This window comes from Photobacterium marinum (assembly GCF_000331515.1).
In the GTDB taxonomy this organism is placed as follows: Bacteria; Pseudomonadota; Gammaproteobacteria; order Enterobacterales; family Vibrionaceae; genus Photobacterium; species Photobacterium marinum.
Genome location: NZ_AMZO01000019.1, coordinates 37,001 through 50,415 on the forward strand (window position 1 = coordinate 37,001; position 13,415 = coordinate 50,415).

General features: G+C 50.1%; 15 protein-coding genes. 11 read left to right on the forward strand and 4 right to left on the reverse strand.

Annotated elements, in window-relative coordinates; genetic code table 11:
• Nucleotides 1-30: 30 nt before the first annotated feature.
• From C942_RS12695 to nqrM, 3 genes are read left to right on the forward strand one after another with little or no spacing between them, the layout of a single operon-like run.
• Nucleotides 31-372, forward strand: coding sequence for a DUF134 domain-containing protein (locus tag C942_RS12695; RefSeq protein ID WP_051035818.1), 342 nt, complete (start codon nt 31-33; stop codon nt 370-372).
• Nucleotides 372-851, forward strand: coding sequence for a NifB/NifX family molybdenum-iron cluster-binding protein (locus tag C942_RS12700; RefSeq protein WP_007466364.1), 480 nt, complete (start codon nt 372-374; stop codon nt 849-851). Before C942_RS12695 ends, C942_RS12700 begins: the two co-directional genes overlap by 1 nt.
• The gene (gene nqrM, locus C942_RS12705) at nt 848-1,045 is read left to right on the forward strand and encodes a (Na+)-NQR maturation NqrM (protein ID WP_007466365.1); all 198 of its coding nucleotides are present in this window, start codon (nt 848-850) and stop codon (nt 1,043-1,045) included. Before C942_RS12700 ends, nqrM begins: the two co-directional genes overlap by 4 nt.
• A gap of 113 nt (nt 1,046-1,158) precedes the next feature.
• Here nqrM and C942_RS12710 read toward each other — a convergent pair whose 3' ends face one another.
• The 3 genes from C942_RS12710 to ygfZ are packed head-to-tail and all read right to left on the reverse strand — an operon-like array spanning nt 1,159 to nt 3,563.
• Nucleotides 1,159-2,103 (reverse strand): LysR substrate-binding domain-containing protein, encoded by a 945-nt coding sequence (locus tag C942_RS12710; protein WP_007466366.1) that lies wholly within the window; start codon nt 2,101-2,103, stop codon nt 1,159-1,161.
• A gap of 14 nt (nt 2,104-2,117) precedes the next feature.
• Nucleotides 2,118-2,579, reverse strand: coding sequence for an aminoacyl-tRNA deacylase (locus C942_RS25360; RefSeq protein WP_036800054.1), 462 nt, complete (start codon nt 2,577-2,579; stop codon nt 2,118-2,120).
• Between the two features lie 3 nt (nt 2,580-2,582).
• Nucleotides 2,583-3,563: a tRNA-modifying protein YgfZ gene (gene ygfZ / locus C942_RS12720; RefSeq protein ID WP_007466367.1), complete on the reverse strand. Its 981-nt coding sequence runs from the start codon at nt 3,561-3,563 to the stop codon at nt 2,583-2,585.
• 282 nt (nt 3,564-3,845) lie between these two features.
• Here ygfZ and C942_RS12725 point away from each other — a divergent pair, with 282 nt between their 5' ends.
• The 3 genes from C942_RS12725 to C942_RS25635 all read left to right on the forward strand — a co-directional run bounded on the left by C942_RS12725 (nt 3,846) and on the right by C942_RS25635 (nt 6,560).
• Nucleotides 3,846-4,106: an FAD assembly factor SdhE gene (locus C942_RS12725; RefSeq protein ID WP_007466368.1), complete on the forward strand. Its 261-nt coding sequence runs from the start codon at nt 3,846-3,848 to the stop codon at nt 4,104-4,106.
• A complete protein-coding gene (locus C942_RS12730) occupies nt 4,078-4,512 on the forward strand; it encodes a protein YgfX (RefSeq protein WP_007466369.1) in 435 nt (144 codons plus the stop codon). Before C942_RS12725 ends, C942_RS12730 begins: the two co-directional genes overlap by 29 nt.
• A 218-nt stretch (nt 4,513-4,730) precedes the next feature.
• Entirely contained in the window at nt 4,731-6,560 is a 1,830-nt protein-coding gene (locus C942_RS25635) for a methyl-accepting chemotaxis protein (protein ID WP_007466370.1), read from the forward strand.
• 156 nt (nt 6,561-6,716) lie between these two features.
• Here the strand turns inward: C942_RS25635 and nadB are convergent, their stop codons facing one another.
• On the reverse strand, nt 6,717-8,342 hold the full coding sequence (gene nadB, locus C942_RS12740) for an L-aspartate oxidase (protein ID WP_007466371.1): 1,626 nt from the start codon (nt 8,340-8,342) through the stop codon (nt 6,717-6,719).
• A 385-nt stretch (nt 8,343-8,727) separates the two neighbouring features.
• Between nadB and rpoE the strand changes: the two genes are divergently transcribed.
• The 5 genes from rpoE to lepA all read left to right on the forward strand — a co-directional run bounded on the left by rpoE (nt 8,728) and on the right by lepA (nt 13,356).
• Nucleotides 8,728-9,306 carry an RNA polymerase sigma factor RpoE gene (gene rpoE / locus C942_RS12745; protein WP_007466372.1) on the forward strand — a complete coding sequence of 193 codons (579 nt, stop codon included), beginning with the start codon at nt 8,728-8,730 and terminating at the stop codon, nt 9,304-9,306.
• A gap of 25 nt (nt 9,307-9,331) precedes the next feature.
• Nucleotides 9,332-9,985 (forward strand): RseA family anti-sigma factor, encoded by a 654-nt coding sequence (locus C942_RS12750; RefSeq protein ID WP_007466373.1) that lies wholly within the window; start codon nt 9,332-9,334, stop codon nt 9,983-9,985.
• 12 nt (nt 9,986-9,997) lie between these two features.
• Nucleotides 9,998-10,987, forward strand: a complete 990-nt coding sequence (rseB, locus tag C942_RS12755) for a sigma-E factor regulatory protein RseB (RefSeq protein ID WP_007466374.1) — start codon at nt 9,998-10,000, stop codon at nt 10,985-10,987.
• The gene (locus C942_RS12760; RefSeq protein ID WP_007466375.1) at nt 10,984-11,481 is read left to right on the forward strand and encodes a SoxR reducing system RseC family protein; all 498 of its coding nucleotides are present in this window, start codon (nt 10,984-10,986) and stop codon (nt 11,479-11,481) included. Before rseB ends, C942_RS12760 begins: the two co-directional genes overlap by 4 nt.
• Before the next feature lie 78 nt (nt 11,482-11,559).
• Nucleotides 11,560-13,356 carry a translation elongation factor 4 gene (lepA, locus tag C942_RS12765; RefSeq protein ID WP_007466376.1) on the forward strand — a complete coding sequence of 599 codons (1,797 nt, stop codon included), beginning with the start codon at nt 11,560-11,562 and terminating at the stop codon, nt 13,354-13,356.
• The last annotated feature ends 59 nt before the right edge of the window (nt 13,357-13,415 follow it).

The following is a 13,415-nucleotide window of genomic DNA, read 5'->3' on the forward strand; positions in this document are numbered from 1 at the left end:
TTATTGGCATATGCCAGAAAAGAGGATGTAATGCCCAGACCTAAGAAAGAGCGCCGGATCGGTTGTCGTCCGGCCCATAGCTGCTTTAAGCCGAACGGTATCCCAATGTCACAGCTTGACAGTATTGCGCTGGCTCCTGATGAGCTTGAAGCAATCCGGCTGGTGGACTTGAACGGCCTGAACCAACAGGCTGCGGCCCAGGAGTTGGGCGTTTCCCGACAGACACTCGGCAATATTGTTGCCAGTGCAAGACATAAGGTTGCTCAGGCGTTAGTTAAGGGAATGGCCCTTGAGTTAAAGCCTGTATCGCAACAATCAATGACGGCCGGTGCCGGAACTGAATGTACACCGGCCTGTGAACAGGACAATTAATGATGTCTCTAGCAATTGCAATTACACCTCGTAACGAGGTTGCCGGTCACTTTGGTAAAGCGGCGGGCTTTTTGGTGTTTAATCAGGATGGACAGTTGATCCATCAGTTCGAAAACAGTGGTCGCCGTGAAATTGGCTGCAAGCACAAAAAAGTGCTTCAACGCCAGCTAACAGAACTGGGGGTGACAGAGATCATTCTGGGTAATGTCGGCCAGCGTTCATTGGCGAGACTGTTGAACAGTGGTTTTACGGTTAGCCGTGTGCCGTCTCGCAGCCCGGTTGCCATGGTCATGAGTGGTGAAATTCCCCGTGAAGCCCTGACTTCACCTGAGCAGGGCCGTCCTTGTAAACGAGAAAAGGGCGATTGTGGCTGCGGGTGTGGCAGTAAGAAAAAAGAGCGCCCGGCAAAAATCGGGATGAGAATGAATGGAAAAATGTCGATGTCAGGTCTTTCTAAGCTAGGAGGGGTCAAACTATGACATTGTTGCTCACGCTAATGATTTTCCTGCTGGTGATTACCGCAATGGCTATTGGTTGGATTATCAAGAAGAAAACTATTTCGGGCAGTTGTGGCGGCCTGGCGAACGTTGGCATTGAGAAAGAGTGCGATTGTGAGGAGGTCTGTGATACCCACAGACTTTACCAAATCCAGGAGCCACAGCAAAAAAACTGATAGCTGAAAGGCAAAAAAGATAAAAGCAGGGATTTTCCCTGCTTTTGCTTTTTATTCTGTAGTGATTAGAACTTGTTTACCTGAATCGGTTGATAGTCCGGCACTTATTGGTATCAACTATCGGGAGCTTGGCGAAGGGCGACGACTCGTTGAGTGATTGTGTCGCAGACAATTTGCTTCAACCACTCTATTCGTGGGTGAGAGGCATTTCGTTTCAGCCACAGCATATTGATATCAAAGTCGGGGATCTCCACCGGAGGCGGGCACCGGGTCAGGTTGTCCTGAAAGATATCGACTTTTGCCATTAGGGTTGAAACCACGCACAGCAGATTCCGCCCGGTCAACAGGTGGCGCACGGTCAGGAAGTTACCTGAGCCGACAGCTACATGGCGGGAAAATCCTTGTTGTTTTAGTTGGTCATCGATTTGTGAGGCCAGTTTGCCGTCCGGGGTGACCAGTGCCTGCGGTGTGGCAACATAACTGGCCATATCGACAGGGATACTTAGCCCGGTGGCTTTTTGATCAAACAGGCAGACATGATCTTCGGTATAAAGATGCTGGCTTTCGATTTCTTTTGGCAGTCCTTTCATCGAGCCGATCACCAGATCGATATTCTGGTTTTCGAATGCTGCCTGATAGTTGTTGCGATCCACATTGCAGAAGCTGAGCTGACAGTGCGGTGCCTGTTCTGATATTGCATCAAACAAGGCTGGAGCAAACAGCAGTTCGGCGTAGTCGGTCAGCCCTATCTTGAAATTTCCCCGGTAATCCGCCGGAATAAAGTCGCCGGGGCGCAGGATCTCGCTGGTCACCAGTCCGAGTATATGTTCGATAACCGGTGTCAGTTCAATAGCCCGATCTGTTGCTATCATCTGGTGGCCCTGGCGCTCGAATAACGGATCATTGAGCAGGGTACGCAGCCGCGACAGGTTGTGGCTCATGGCTGACTGGCCAATTGAGAGTTTAGCTGCCGCTTTAGTCACACTGCGGGTTTCCATCAGGGCGGAGAAGGCGATCAGCAGGTTAAGATCGACGCCTCGCCAGTTGATATCTTTCATTATCGGGCTTCGTCCTAGCGGCAAATGTCAGCGAACATCGGATCACAAAGCAATAGCAGATCGTCGGTATCCAGTTCGATACCGGCCATACGATCACCACTGCTGATATTGACCCGGGTATGCCGGGTAATGCTGTGATCGAAAATGACCGGCAGCGGGTGTTTCAGACCAATCGGAGCGACTGTTCCAATCACCAGCCCGGTAACTTTCTCCACGTCACGGGCATCAGCACAGGTCATCCGGCGACAGCCGAACATGGCCCGGACTTTTTTCGGATCAACCTGAGATGGGCCCGGAACACAAGCCAGAACATGGAAGCCGCCCATGTCACGCAACAGGATAGATTTCACCATTTGCTGCGGATCGACACCACGTTCCTGCGCCGCTTCTTCTATCGTTTTGGCCGGTTTGGTGTGGGGAAGGAGCCGGAAGTCGACGCCTTCTTTTTCCAGATGAATAATTACTGATGTTTGCATGGCTTAAGCATTGTCTTCCAGAGAGTAAGGCAGAGGTTGCTTTTGCCACAGGGCTTCCTGGTCTGCCAGGCGGAACTGAGTGTTATCTTCCAGATCATTCGGCAGGCAGACCAGAGCTGTTGCCTGACCATCTGCAAACTGATAACCCGCAATGACTGTGCCGCCTTTACGCCAGTTTTCACCGACACTGCGCTCAAGGGCATCACCCGCCTGAGGGCATGCTGTGGCCATCCCGCTGACAATGTACATAGCTCGCTTGTTGATACCGCGGTACTTGGCACGGGCAACGGTTTCCTGGCCTGTATAACAACCTTTGGTAAAGCTGATGCCGTCTACCGCCTGTAGGTTCAGAGCCTGAGGAATGAATTCCAGCTCGGTGGCTGCATCAACACGTGGGATTGCATTACGGATATCGTACAGATCCCAAAGTGTGCTGTCGGAGATTTCTGCGCCTTCTGCCAGACGGTTGGCCAGGACTTCAGCTTGTGACGGGTTAACGGCGATTAGCCAACGCTGTTCGTCAATTTTTACCGCTGTGCCACCATCGAACGGACGGACATGACCTTCACCGCCTAGTTCACGGTTGATAACGTCATTTGCTTGAGCACCAGTCAGGCCAAGCAGGATGTCATTACCTTGTTCAATATCCACTTTGGAGAATACGGCGTACTTTTTCAGTTCAGGTAGCTGAGTTGCCATTACGCTCTGGCGTTGCAGTAGGCCATAGCCGTCATTGTGGTGGAACAGACGGAAAACAGTGCGCATTTTACCTTTAGCGTCACAATGGCTACCCAAGGTGGAGGCATCTGTGCTCAGGCTGACCACATCACAGGTTACCTGTCCGTGCAGGTAGGATTTTTTGTCTTCACCGACCAGGGTAACCAGAGCCCAGTCAGCAAGATCAACCAGTGCCAGCGCCGGCAGGTCATCTTGCGTGTTCAGGGCAATTTTTTTGAAGTTCAGGGCGTTTGACCAGGTGCTCATAGGGATTCCATGATTTGCTGGTAACTTGCCGGAGTATCCTGAATCAGGAACTGAAGAACGGGGCGCGGCAAGCTACGGATTAGGGTTAAAGTTATTGTGCTTGCTATGTTAAAACGCTGGCTGGCATTTGTCAGCCCAAATACCTGATAAGTGAGACTGGTTATTTTTGATCTTAGGTCTCATCTTAGCGCTTTGCTTGTTCTTGCGCATGGTCGGTCAGATATCTGACTGCTAGTATTGGACAAATTGGATAAACGACCATGTTGAACGTTGAGGTTGTATATGTTGAGTGCCGACGAAAAAGCACGAGTAAAGTGGGCATGCCGCCGCGGTATGCTGGAATTGGATGTCATCATCATGCCGTTCTTTGAAGAGTGCTTTGATGAGCTGTCTGAGCAGGAGCAGCAGGATTTTATCGCTATGCTGGGCTGTGATGATCCGGACCTGTTTACCTGGGTAATGCAGCATGGTCGCAGTGAAGATCCGGCTATTGCCGCGATGGTGGATAAGATCGTTGCCCACAACAATAGCAAGCTTCGTTGATTCTGAGCTGATACCTTCCCGACTTTCTGTTGCCGCGCTGGTGGTTCTTTATTCCGGTGCGGCACTGTTACTCTTCTTTCTTTGGCTTCGTGCCGACATTCCTTTTGTCATTGTACTGTTCTGCTTCGACCTGTTGCTGCATGAGAATTTGGCTTTGCTGACTTATTGTTATGCTCAGCAGGGCCGGTTGGTGATTAGTCGTGGCGGTGAAATTCGCTGGCAGATGCAAAAGTGGCATATTAAGCAGGTTAAAATCCGGAACCGTTTTTTCCTTTTATTGCGAATATCCAACCTGGCTGACAGTCGTTGGCTGCTGATAGGTAGAGACAGTTGTGATGAGGCAACGTATCGGGCTTTATCACTGTTATGTTTCAATTCTGTGACTTTTCTTCCGCCGAAAGAATAAAAATATAAAATTTTATCGTGAGTCAAAAGTGACTCAAATATATGTATTCTCAATACATTATTCTGATATTATCGCGCGCCCTTTAGTTAAACCTCGCTGGTCGGACTTAAAGCAATAGCCTTGCAGGTCGATATAAGAGATCAGCGATACACGGTACCACTGTGGTACAGCTTTTTGACCCTCGCTTTGGGTTGTTGTTGGGCAGGATAATAGTAGTAATGAAAATTAAACATAAACTTATGGGACTGACCGCCTTGGCGGTGTCAGCCCTGTTGGTTGTTCTCGGTATGAGCTGGTTTGCTAATGAGCGGGCCATCAGAATTGAAAATGCTTCTGCCGCAGTCAGTCATCTGGAAGTGACTTTACTTAACTTGCGTCGTAATGAGAAAGATTTCTTGATGCGGATGGATTTGAAGTATCAGGGGAAATTCCAGAAAAACTACGATAGTTTCCAGTCACAGTTAAGTACGCTGAAATCAGAGCTGGATTCGTTGTCGATTGCGATTCCAAGCCTGGATGCCCTGCCGGGAGCAATGCACAACTACCACAAAGGAATGATGGCGTTAATTCAAGGCTACCAGACTTTAGGCCTGACGCCAGAGCAGGGGCTGAAGCGTGAATTCATTACCCGAGCTGAAGCGTTGGCGGAATCTGCCAGTGAACAGCGTTTGGATATCCTGGCTGCATCAAGCCTGATCCAGGCGGCTAAGCTGTTTATGGTGACCGGTAACGAAGACTTCCTGAAAGGGTTCCGTAATACAGCTGAATATTATGGACCGACGTTGCAACAGGACTTTGGCTCGATTTATACCAATTTCAGCAGCACTGCCGAGCAGATTATCCGCCAGTACCAAACAGTAGGCCTGAACCATAAACAGGGGCTTCGCGGTGATATCCGTAGTCAGTCGCACTCAGTGGAAAAAGTGTTCTCTGAAGTGGTTGAACAGCTTGAAGCAAAAGTTGAAGCTGAGCGTAGCATGACAGCCAAAGCGATTTCATTTGCTGTTGTGGTTGTAATGGCGATGCTTATTGGGTTGTCATGGCTGATCAGTCAGTCTATTCAGCGTCGTGTGGCTGGCCTGAGTAACCTGATGGCGACGATTGCTCGCAATAATGACCTGACTCAGCGGGCAGATGAGCAGGGCAGTGATGAACTGGCGGATATGGCTCGTAATTTTAATGGTTTGCTTTCAAGCCTGCGCGGTCTGGTTGGCAATGTCCAGGAAGCGGTGACTGAGCTTGGCGCGGCATCTGAGCAATTGCAGCGACGTAGTCATGAGTCAGAAGAGGCCATGGGCAAGCAGCAGGCAGAAACTGATTCTGTCGCAACCGCAATCACCGAGATGGGGGTGACTATCCGTGAGATCGCATCTAATACCGAAAATGCCGCCGCTAACGCTGACCGCAGCCACAACGGTGCGCAGGAAGGACTGGGTGAAGTGACGGCAACGAAAGAGCGTATCCGTTCGTTGTCTGATGAACTGTCGGAAACCAGCGAAGAGGTGGCTAGCCTGTCGACACTGTCCGGTAATATAGGTTCTGTACTGGATGTTATTAAGGATATTGCTGAGCAGACCAACCTGTTGGCACTGAATGCTGCGATTGAAGCTGCACGCGCTGGTGAGCAGGGACGAGGCTTTGCAGTGGTTGCTGATGAAGTGCGTTCTTTGGCGATGCGTACCCGCCAGTCAACGGAAGAGATTACAACTATTATCGCTTCACTACAGGAGCAGACAGATCAGGTTGTTGTTCATATCAGTCGTTGCCGTGAGCAGGGGGAGATGAGTGTTTCTCAAGCTGACAGTGCGGAAGATAAAATCAACCAGATCATGGCAGATATGCAGACAATTATGGATACCAGTACTCAGATCGCGGCTGCTGTTGAGCAGCAGAGCCTGGTGTCTGAAGAGATTGGCCAGAATGTTACGTCTATTCGTGACATTACTAATCTGAACTCAACGGTTGCCCATGAAAATGCCCAGGCTGCCAATGCTGTTGCCAATCAGGCAAGCTCGTTGGATCAGGCGATCGCTGAATATCGGGTATAAGCCAGAGCACCGGGTATAGGGTAACTGTGCTAAGTATCGCGTAACGTGGGTGCCAGAACCTGATAAAAAGTGACCATAGTAAAAAGCGAGAGGTTTACACCTCTCGCTTTTTTGTCTTATCTGTTTGTATTAGAGCTGAAATGCTGATGCTTTAAATCAGCATGGCTGATCCGGTGTCAGAATTGTTGGCTGGGAACCATCCTGTTGTTCCGGGTAATCCAGGGTGTAATGGAGGCCGCGGCTTTCCTTACGCTCCATGGCACAACGAACCATCAGCTCAGCAACTTCCAGTAGGTTACGAAGCTCAAGCAGGTTGTTTGATACCCTAAAGTTGCTGTAGTACTCGTTGATTTCATCTTTGAGTAGTCGGATCCGGCGCATCGCACGCTCAAGACGTTTGGTGGTGCGGACAATGCCTACATAGTCCCACATAAACAGGCGCAACTCGTGCCAGTTGTGTTGGATCACGACTTCTTCGTCAGAGCAGGTTACCTGGCTTTCATCCCATGCCGGTAGGCTGGCCGGGATATCGACCTGATTTAGATTGCCGATGATGTCTTCAGCGGCCGACCAGGCATAAACCACACATTCCAGCAGCGAGTTAGAAGCCATACGGTTCGCTCCGTGCAGGCCGGTATAGCTGACTTCACCAATAGCATATAAGCCATCCAGATCGGTACGTCCCTGTTGATCAACCAGTACACCGCCGCAGGTATAGTGGGCGGCCGGTACAATAGGGATCGGTTCTTTGGTGATGTCGATGCCATAACCCATCAGCTTTTCATAAATCGTCGGGAAATGCTTCTGAACGAAATCTGCCGGTTTGTGGCTGATATCCAGATACATGCAGTCGGCACCCAGACGCTTCATTTCAAAGTCGATTGCACGGGCAACGACATCACGCGGAGCCAGCTCTGCACGTTCATCAAAGTCCGGCATAAAGCGGCTGCCATCAGGACGACGCAGGTAAGCTCCTTCACCCCGCAGGGCTTCAGTCAGCAGGAAGTTGCGAGCCTCCGGATGGAACAGGCAGGTCGGGTGGAACTGGTTGAACTCTAGGTTCGCGACTCGACAACCAGCGCGCCAGGCCATGGCGATACCGTCGCCGGATGATACGTCCGGGTTCGAAGTGTACTGGTAAACTTTAGAAGCGCCGCCGGTAGCCAGTACCACGAATTTAGCGCGGACGGTTTCGACGTGTTCTTCGTCACGGTTCCAGATGTAGGCACCTAAAACACGGTTTGGCTGGTCGGTCTGACCTAGTTTCTGGTTGGTGATCAAATCCAGCGCGTTATGGCGCTCAAGTACTTCAATATTCGGATGGTTGTGAACATTATCCTGGAGCGATGTCTGAACGGCCATGCCGGTTGCATCGGCTGCATGAAGAATGCGGCGATGGCTGTGACCGCCTTCGCGGGTCAGATGATAGCGGGGCTTGTCACTGTTATCTTGGTCGCCTTCTTCGCGGTCAAACGGTACGCCGCCGTCAATCAGCCACTGGACGCAATGCTTAGCGTTTTCAGCAATAAAGCGTACCACGTCCTGATCACATAAATGGGCACCTGCGATCAGGGTGTCCTGGACATGGGAGTCAACACTGTCCGACTCATCAAATACGGCTGCGATACCGCCCTGGGCATAGTAGGTAGCCCCTTCGCTGCGCGGCCCTTTGCTCAGTACCATCACTTTTCCCAATGGAGCGAGCTGTAAGGCAAGAGACAAACCGGCAGCGCCACTACCGATAACTAATACATCGCATGTATGTTCACGATTCTCGTTCATATCGATTTCATATCCCTGTGGTAATCGAACTATGTTATCAAATTACGTCTCAATTGTTCATTTTTGACTGTTGATTAACAACTTACCGCAATGACACGGTATAATGTCCAATGAATCGAGATGATATACTGCGATATTGCGGGGAAAAAAGCGCGCACTATTAATGAGAAATTATTTCTTTAATGAACGGGAACTTTGCATTTTAGCCCGAGTCTTAGATAGTGCTCATGCTCATAATTTTCGTACCTCTCTGTTTTGGGTGAGCTTTACATGACAGAGCTGTCTGAGCACTGCGGACTGATAATGTCCGTTCAAGCAGAAGGGAGTGCCGGTAAGGCGGGTATGAAATCACGAGTGCAAGACAGACATAGGAGTACACGCTCGAATGAGCGAGCAGCAAACTGATCAGGTATTAATAGAGCGGGTACAGCGGGGAGATAAGCAGGCATTTAACTTGCTGGTGGTTAAGTACCAGAACAAGGTATGTAACCTGGTGGCGCGTTATGTCGGTAATTCCGGTGATGTACCGGATGTCGCTCAGGAAGCGTTTATTAAAGCATACCGTGCTTTACCTACCTTTCGAGGGGAGAGTGCTTTCTATACATGGCTGTACCGAATTGCCGTTAATACAGCAAAAAATTATCTGGTAGCTCAGGGGCGACGTCCGCCAGCTAAGGATGTTGATGCTGAAGAGGCGGAATACTACGAAAGTGGCAATGCCTTGAAAGAAATATCGAACCCTGAGAACCAAATGTTGTCTGATGAATTGAAGCGGGTTGTCTTCAGTACCATCGAAGCATTACCGGATGATCTCAAGACCGCAATTACCCTACGAGAGCTGGATGGTTTGAGCTACGAGGAGATTGCTGAAGTTATGGGGTGCCCGGTAGGTACGGTAAGATCACGAATTTTCCGAGCTCGGGAGGCGGTTGAAAAACGTATCCGTCCTCTTATGCAGCGTTAAGTGTTTAGCCAAACGGTGAACAAAAATGGCTGATAAAGAAAAAATTTCGGCGTTATTAGATGGCGAAGAGCTGGATCAGAGCATTATTAATGCGCTGGCTGTTGATGATGATAGTCAGCAATCATGGCAGAACTTCAATCTGATCGGTGATGTGATGCGAGGTGAAGCCCCGCAAAACAAAGATTGGGATATTGCAGCAAGTGTTGCTATGGCGCTGGAAAATGAACCTGCGCATACAGGTATTGTTGAGACAGAGCCTGCGCCTGTCGTTCAGTTGCAAACGGTACGTGAAACGATTGAATCACAGCCGACACCGCAACTGGCCAAACGCACAATGCCAACCTGGCTGACCCAGTTTGGGCAGGTAGCGATGGCCGCCTGTGTGTCGCTGGCGGTGATTGTTGGTGTGCAGCAATATAATGGTGGCGATGACAGCGTGGTAAATTCCCCGGCTGATTCTCAACTTCCGGTTCTTCAGACCATTCCTTTTTCCGGCTCTGCCGAACCTGTTAGTCTGACCCGGGATTCTGTTCGTACCAATAATCATAATGGACCTAGTGAGGCTCAGGTGATGGAGCAGCGCCGCCGTATTAACGCGATGCTTCAGGATTATGAATTGCAGCTGCGTTTGAATGCTGAAGATGGCAGTATTGATAAATCGTTGCTTGAAACAAACTGAACTGGCGGATAAATGAGAAAAATTCTGGTCGGTGTGATGACACTGGTCAGCCTGATGGTGCCATTGCAAGCCTCTGCTGAAGAAGCGGTTTCTTCGGCCGAGGCTTTGTTGCATCAAATGGACAAGGCTAGCCGGGAGCTCAGCTATGAGCTGTCCTACATCCTCATAAAGAAAAACAGTATTGAACCCCTACGTTATCGTCATGCCGTTCAGGATGGCGAAGTCTATGCTCACCTGATTTATCTCAGCGGACCGCCGCGTGAGGTGATTCAGCGGGGTGATGAGGTCAGTTACTTCGAGCCCGGGCTTGACCCTTTTACTATTAATAGCAATAAGATGGTGGCGCCGTTGCCGCCGATTATGCGGTCGGACATTGATGCGTTGACCGGGTATTATGATTTTATCCCGATGGGGCGGGCCCGTGAGGTCGGGGTAGCCTGTGATGTGGTACGTATTGCTCCGAAAGACGGTGCGCGCTATTCCTACCTGCTCTGGATTGATACTCGCAGCAAGTTGGTGATGCGTGCTGATTTGCTTGACCGTGACGGTGAACCGTTGGAGCAATACCGTGCGGTGTCTTATGTTGTTAACCCTAAGGTCGCTGAAGTGCTGCAAAGTCTTGAAGGTATTGAGCTGCCGGCAGTGGTTCAGCTACCTCCGCAACCTCAGGCGGAACTGGGATGGAAGGTTAACTGGTTGCCTCAGGGCTTCGAGTCTGTTTCTCACAACCGCCATCGACTGATACTGACTGAACGCCCGGTTGAGAGTAAAATGTTTACAGATGGTCTGTTCAGTTTTTCAATCTATGTCTCGGCCGCGGACAGCTTCACTGTTCGTGAACAGCTGGTTCGCCAGGGGCGCAGAACATTGCACAGCCATCTGTTGAAAGGTAAAGAAGTTACAGTGGTCGGAGATATTCCACCGGCTACAGCGCGACGGGTTGCTGAATCTGTTGCGTTTACCGCCGGTGCAGTCAGTCCGGCAGGAGAAAACACACCATGATGCGTTCACTTGCAACAGTGGTGGCAGTCGAACCGGGCGCTATTACGGTCAGCTGTCAGCAGCAAACAAGCTGTGGCCACTGTGCATCCCGTGACAGTTGCGGAACCGGTATTGTTAGTAAAGCCGTACCGGGCCGCAGTCATTTAGTCAAAATTCCTACTCGGGAAAAAGTCTCTGAAGGCCAGTTGGTGGAAATCGGGTTGCCTGAAAAAAGCATGCTGCATTCCGCTTTGCTGGTATACATGCTGCCTCTGCTATTCTTGATACTTGGAGCTGCATTTGGTCAGTGGTTTTTTGTCGATTTGGCTGGTAGCGGGGAATTGGGAGTTATCCTGGTTGCCGCCGTCAGTGCCGCTGTAGGTATGTTGCTGGCCCGTCATCTGGCTAAACGTGTTGAAGGGCTGTCAGCTTACAAACCGGACCTGATTCGGGTACTGGGCAACCCTGTTCATGAAGATAGGGTGATAAATGCCGCATCGAAAGATAGCGACTAGCGGTGAAATTCGGTAGAATCGGCCAACTTGAACTGTAGATCTTATTCTTTTTTAATCACGAGTTAGTCACGCCAATTCATGAAGCACATTCGTAACTTTTCGATTATTGCACATATCGACCATGGTAAGTCGACCTTATCTGACCGTCTGATCCAAGTTTGCGGCGGCCTTTCCGATCGTGAAATGGAAGCGCAGGTTCTGGATTCCATGGATCTTGAACGCGAACGCGGTATCACCATCAAAGCCCAGAGCGTGACGCTCGATTACAAGGCGAAAGATGGTGAAACTTATCAACTTAACTTTATCGACACCCCGGGACACGTTGACTTCTCATACGAAGTATCCCGCTCGCTGGCTGCCTGTGAAGGTGCCCTGCTGGTTGTCGATGCAGGCCAGGGCGTAGAAGCGCAGACACTGGCAAACTGCTACACAGCTATTGAAATGGATCTGGAAGTGGTGCCGATTTTGAACAAAATCGACTTGCCGGCGGCCGATCCTGAGCGTGTATCTGAAGAAATTGAAGAAATCGTTGGTATCGACGCGTTGGAAGCTACGCGTTGTTCTGCGAAAACCGGTTTGGGTGTTGATGATGTTCTGGAAAACATCGTAACCGCAATCCCGGCTCCGGAAGGTGATCCTGAAGCGCCATTGCAGGCTTTGATCATCGATTCCTGGTTCGACAACTACCTTGGTGTTGTTTCTCTGGTTCGTATTAAGAACGGCGAGCTGAAGAAAAACGACAAGATCAAAGTGATGAGCACCGGCCAGGTATGGGGTGTGGATCGCATCGGTATCTTTACGCCTAAGCAGGTTGACACTGATATCCTGCGTACTGGTGAAGTAGGCTGGGTTGTTTGTGGTATCAAGGACATCCTTGGTGCACCGGTAGGTGATACCCTGACTCACGCTAAAAATGGCAGTGAAGAAGCACTTCCTGGTTTCCAGAAAGTGAAACCTCAGGTATACGCGGGTCTGTTCCCTGTATCGTCTGACGATTATGAGAACTTCCGTGACGCACTGGGCAAACTTAGCCTTAACGATGCATCACTGTTCTACGAGCCAGAAAACTCAGCCGCGCTGGGCTTTGGTTTCCGCTGTGGTTTCCTTGGCATGTTGCACATGGAAATCATTCAGGAGCGTCTGGAGCGTGAATACAACCTTGATCTGATCACCACGGCACCGACAGTAGTCTACGAGGTGAAAAAGACCAGCGGCGAACAGATTTATGTCGACAGCCCGGCCAAGCTGCCTGCGGTAAATGACATTGATGTGATTGGTGAGCCAATCGCACGCTGTAATATCCTAGTGCCGAGTGAATACCTGGGTAACGTTATTACCCTGTGTATCGAAAAGCGTGGTGTTCAGGTTGACATGGTTTACCACGGTAACCAGGTTGCGCTGACTTACGACATTCCGATGTCGGAAGTGGTTTTGGACTTCTTCGACCGTCTGAAGTCAACATCCCGTGGCTACGCGTCTCTTGATTATAACTTCCAGCGTTATGAAGAGTCTGACATGGTACGTGTCGACATTCTGCTTAACGGTGACCGTGTTGATGCGCTGGCTATTATCACTCACAAAGATAATGCCCAGTACCGCGGCCGTGAGCTGGTAGAGAAAATGAAGGAATTCATTCCTCGCCAGATGTTCGATATCGCTATTCAGGCGGCGATCGGTAACCACATCATTGCGCGTTCTACGGTGAAGCAGCTGCGTAAAAACGTAATCGCAAAATGTTACGGTGGTGACGTAAGCCGTAAGAAGAAACTGCTGCAGAAGCAGAAAGAAGGTAAGAAACGTATGAAGCAGATCGGTAACGTCGAACTGCCTCAGGAAGCGTTCCTGGCTATTCTGCATGTCGGCAAAGACAAGTAAGTAACTACTTAACTCATTGTCGTTGCCTCAGTATGTATATCTGTTGCCGGAGTCGGTTC

Excerpts from the sequence above, each read along its gene's own strand:
- C942_RS25360 (WP_036800054.1), bottom strand. The coding sequence starts at position 2,579 with ATGCAAACATCAGTAATTATTCATCTGGAAAAAGAAGGCGTCGACTTC.
- C942_RS12760 (WP_007466375.1), top strand. The coding sequence starts at position 10,984 with ATGATGCGTTCACTTGCAACAGTGGTGGCAGTCGAACCGGGCGCTATT.
- C942_RS12695 (WP_051035818.1), top strand. The coding sequence starts at position 31 with ATGCCCAGACCTAAGAAAGAGCGCCGGATCGGTTGTCGTCCGGCCCAT.
- C942_RS25635 (WP_007466370.1), top strand. The coding sequence starts at position 4,731 with ATGAAAATTAAACATAAACTTATGGGACTGACCGCCTTGGCGGTGTCA.
- rseB (WP_007466374.1), top strand. The coding sequence starts at position 9,998 with ATGAGAAAAATTCTGGTCGGTGTGATGACACTGGTCAGCCTGATGGTG.
- C942_RS12700 (WP_007466364.1), top strand. The coding sequence starts at position 372 with ATGATGTCTCTAGCAATTGCAATTACACCTCGTAACGAGGTTGCCGGT.
- nqrM (WP_007466365.1), top strand. The coding sequence starts at position 848 with ATGACATTGTTGCTCACGCTAATGATTTTCCTGCTGGTGATTACCGCA.
- nadB (WP_007466371.1), bottom strand. The coding sequence starts at position 8,342 with ATGAACGAGAATCGTGAACATACATGCGATGTATTAGTTATCGGTAGT.
- ygfZ (WP_007466367.1), bottom strand. The coding sequence starts at position 3,563 with ATGAGCACCTGGTCAAACGCCCTGAACTTCAAAAAAATTGCCCTGAAC.
- lepA (WP_007466376.1), top strand. The coding sequence starts at position 11,560 with ATGAAGCACATTCGTAACTTTTCGATTATTGCACATATCGACCATGGT.
- C942_RS12725 (WP_007466368.1), top strand. The coding sequence starts at position 3,846 with ATGTTGAGTGCCGACGAAAAAGCACGAGTAAAGTGGGCATGCCGCCGC.
- C942_RS12710 (WP_007466366.1), bottom strand. The coding sequence starts at position 2,103 with ATGAAAGATATCAACTGGCGAGGCGTCGATCTTAACCTGCTGATCGCC.
- rpoE (WP_007466372.1), top strand. The coding sequence starts at position 8,728 with ATGAGCGAGCAGCAAACTGATCAGGTATTAATAGAGCGGGTACAGCGG.
- C942_RS12750 (WP_007466373.1), top strand. The coding sequence starts at position 9,332 with ATGGCTGATAAAGAAAAAATTTCGGCGTTATTAGATGGCGAAGAGCTG.